The sequence below is a fragment of the Ruegeria sp. BHSB058 genome, from assembly GCF_059613285.1.
This window is the reverse complement of the sequence record NZ_JBXWSF010000155.1, coordinates 1-3452: the sequence shown is the minus strand read 5'-3', so window position 1 is coordinate 3452 and position 3452 is coordinate 1. Positions and strand designations below refer to the sequence as shown.

At 62.6% G+C, this 3452-nt stretch carries 4 protein-coding genes and 1 pseudogene; 1 reads left to right on the top strand and 4 read right to left on the bottom strand.

Translation table 11 applies throughout. From position 1 onward, the window contains the following. The 4 genes from AC2FNB_RS20790 to hpaR all read right to left on the bottom strand — a co-directional run. A partial coding sequence (locus tag AC2FNB_RS20790) for an NAD(P)-binding protein (RefSeq protein ID WP_496748646.1) occupies positions 1 to 197 on the bottom strand: 197 nt, incomplete at its 3' end. A 3-nt stretch (positions 198 to 200) separates the two neighbouring features. Beyond that, positions 201 to 899 (bottom strand): fumarylacetoacetate hydrolase family protein, encoded by a 699-nt coding sequence (locus AC2FNB_RS20785; protein ID WP_480748515.1) that lies wholly within the window; start codon positions 897 to 899, stop codon positions 201 to 203. Beyond that, a complete protein-coding gene (locus AC2FNB_RS20780) occupies positions 896 to 1930 on the bottom strand; it encodes a cupin domain-containing protein (RefSeq protein WP_480748514.1) in 1035 nt (344 codons plus the stop codon). Before AC2FNB_RS20780 ends, AC2FNB_RS20785 begins: the two co-directional genes overlap by 4 nt. Before the next feature lie 727 nt (positions 1931 to 2657). After that, positions 2658 to 3092 carry a homoprotocatechuate degradation operon regulator HpaR gene (hpaR, locus tag AC2FNB_RS20775; RefSeq protein ID WP_496748645.1) on the bottom strand — a complete coding sequence of 145 codons (435 nt, stop codon included), beginning with the start codon at positions 3090 to 3092 and terminating at the stop codon, positions 2658 to 2660. A gap of 166 nt (positions 3093 to 3258) precedes the next feature. Between hpaR and AC2FNB_RS20770 the strand changes: the two are divergent. Further along, positions 3259 to 3452 (top strand): annotated as a pseudogene (locus tag AC2FNB_RS20770) (aspartate aminotransferase family protein); the annotation flags it as partial.

The window sequence follows — 3452 nt, the reverse complement described above, 5'->3', positions numbered from 1 at the left end:
ATCGCCCGCGCCGCGTCACCGACGCCCAGATAGTCAAAGGCATGGAAGGCGTTCGGACCCAGCTGGATTCCCGCCCCGATTTCGCCGAACTGACCGGCTTTTTCCAGCACCAGAACCCGCTGCCCCCGCTGGGCGAGGCCAATGGCGGCCGCCAGCCCCCCGATCCCGCCGCCCGCGATGACGATCCGGTCTGACATGGGTCATTCGGCCTCGGTCAGGTTCAATTCGATCGGGTCGAGCCCGTCAATGCTGCCGGTGATCAGGTCGCCGGCGATCACCGGCCCCACGCCCGCCGGCGTGCCGGTCATGATCAGGTCGCCGGGGCGCAGATGATAAAAGCCAGACAGATGGCTGACGATTTCGTCGATCTTCCAGATCAGCTCGGACAGCGTGGCATCCTGACGGGATTCGCCATTCACCTGAAGATGGATGCGTTTGCCGTCATCCGGCGACCAGTCGCCCGCCTTGGTCAGCGGCGCAAAAACGGCGGCGTTTTCCACATCCTTGCCCAGATCCCAGGGGCGCTGTTTGTTGCGTTCGCGGATTTGCAGGTCGCGCCGGGTCATGTCGAGGGCGCAGCCATAGGCATAGACGGCCGCCCAGGCCTCGTCCCGGCTGGCGCGGAACACCGGCCTGCCAATGGCAAATGCAAGTTCCATTTCATAGTGATAGTTCTCGGTCCCCGGCGGATAGGGCACCGACGCGCCTGTCAGGATGGCGTTGGGGGCGGATTTGGTGAAGTAGAACGGCGCTTCGCGATCCACTTCGTTGCCCATCTCGGCCGCGTGCGCGGCATAGTTGCGGCCCACGCAGAAAATCCGCCCGATAGGGTAGGTCGCGGATTCGCCCCTGACCGGGATGCCCGGAACAGGGGGAAGGGTGAACAGGCTGTCGCTCATCTCGGGCGCTCCTCGTAATAGCCAAGCTTGTCCTGCAGGGGACGGTCGTGAATGCGGATCAGGAAGGCCTCGGTCCCGGCCTTGTGGGCAATGTCGGCAAAGACCGGGGCGGTAAACGTGTCTTTCGGCCCCCAGAGGATGGTCTTGCCGTTGATGGTGGTTTCGCCCTCGCCGCCGATGACATGAAAGGCGCAGGAGGCGGAGCGGAAAGGCGGCGCGTGGCGTTCGCCCTTTTTCAGCATCATCGCGGTGAAACCCAGAGTTGGCAGCACGTCGTTGCCGGTTTCAGGGTTGATGTAGTCGAGTTCGGTGACGCCTTCGCCATAGATTGCCATCTGGCGCAAGGCCGCTTCGGTTTCGGACCAGGGATAGCGCATCATCGGGTAACGGCGGGCGGTCTGGCGCGGGCGTCGGGATGGTGCAAGACCCGCAGCGCGGTATTCGACCTGACTGGCATCGGGACGGTTGCGCTGTGCCTGCAATTCGCCCTCGATGGCGTATGAGCCTTCGAGATAGACGAAAAGCGGCAAGTCCAAAGCGTCGAGCCAGACGACGGGGCCGTCGCCGTCGTGACCGTGGTCGTGCCATTCCCCGCCCGGGGTCAGCACGAGATCACCCGCGTCCATCGGCAGCCGTTCGCCATCGACCACGGTATAACCACCAGTGCCTTCGACCACGATCCTGACGGCAGAGGGGGTGTGGCGGTGCGCTGGCGCCTGTTCTCCGGGCAACAGCAGCTGCAGGCCCAGATAGATGGTCGAGGTCGCCTGCATCGCACCGACGCCGCGGCCGGGATCGGACAGGACCAGCACCCGGCGCTCGGCCTTTTCGACCGGCGTCAGCTCTCCGGCGCGCAGCAGAAGGGGGCGAACCGTGTCGTAGTTCCAATAGCCCGGGCGGGTGACCGGCTGCGGTTCGCCATGCGGCAGGACGTTGCGCATCATCGGCCACAAGGGGGCGACGCCCGCGCGTTCCATGTCGTCTCGGTAATCCTGCGGCAGGTCTTCCAGCGTTCCCAGTTTCTGTGACAAGACACCCTCCCCCCATGCGCAGTGCACCGGGTTGTATCTTATGGGGCATTTGGTTTGAGGCAAGGTTGAGCCGTCAGGAAGGGCCGAGTCGCCGGTTGAATGGAATCACCGGGCTGCACGCGCCAGTTTCTGCCGACAACCGATGGTTGCAGTGGCGCGAATTCGCGCAGATTCGGTTTCGTCCGATTTCCTGTCCGCCGATTGGACGGATTCGGAGTATTGGTGGGACACGTCCCGCTTTGGAGGAAACACCCGGAACAAACGCAAACGTGATCAATGATTTTTCGCGCTGCAGCCTTGGCGGCAAGGATGCGCGCGCTAATTTCAACCTAAAGGTGGAGCCTTGCGGCTTTGTTTCCTGCCATGATGCGCGGTAGGGCAGGAACTGCGCCAGGTCCACCAAGAATTGGGGTAGCAAAACCCAGTCAGACCTTTTTCGGGACATGAAGGAACACGGCCACTCACGCAAGTGACGGCGCAGGAATGCTACAGGGCACACCCACCAGAGAACCCGCACCCAAGCTTCTCTGTGAAATGGGCGGTCTCATTTCAGGCCACGCATGCCTTGTTGCTAAAGGCCGGATGTCCGGTTTCGACCAGGACCTCCCGGCCTGTGGTCAGGTCAAGTAACCTGTCTCATCCTGGCCACCCCGCCGGGGATAGCCCCCCTTATTCCCGGCGGGACAATTCGGGGCTGCTGGAGATCGTTCGCGGACGTGTTCCCCGGTCACTCGTCTATGTCATGCAGTTCGTTGAGCAGATCCAGCAGGGTTTCGTAACGCTCGGGTCCCATCTGCGCACGAATGCGCTCGGCGGCGCGGATGCTGGTGCTGAGGTTCCGGCTGATGATCTGGCGACCGCCGTCGCGAATGCTGATGACCTGTTTTCGGCGGTCATGGGCGTCGGGGCGGCGTTCGATCAGTTCCTTTTCCTCGAGCTTTTGCAGAATGCGTGTGAGGCTGGGCAGCAGCAGGCAGGCCCGGTCGGCGATGCGTGTGGGGTCTTGCGAGCCCTCTTCCTGAAGCACCCGCAGCACGCGCCATTGCTGTTCCGTGATACCGACATCGGCCAGCATCGCCCGGATCGGCCCCATCACCCGTTCACGCGCGCGCAGCAGCGCGATGGGAAGGGATCTTGAGGTCAGTGGCAGGTCTTGGCTCATGAAAGAATCTTTGCTCAATTCCTGTTGGTTAGCAACCAGTGAGTGATTGCCGGGGCTGGTCAAATCACCACACTTGATTGACTTGTTAAGTATTTTTTGTGACTGTGGCAACCAGATTGGCACTAAGGTGCGGGCGAAAACCGGACCAGGCAGAGCGGAGTGGGCGATGAAGTGGCACGAATTCGGCGCATGGGGCCGCAAGGTGGCGGACTGGGCGCAGACCTATCATCTGAGTGTCGCGGATCGCCCGGTGCGCGCCCGGACGGAGCCGGGCGCGGTGTTGGACGCCCTGCCCGCGTCACCGCCGGAAAGCCCAGAACGGATCGAAGCGATCTTTGAAGACTTCGAAGAGATCGTGAT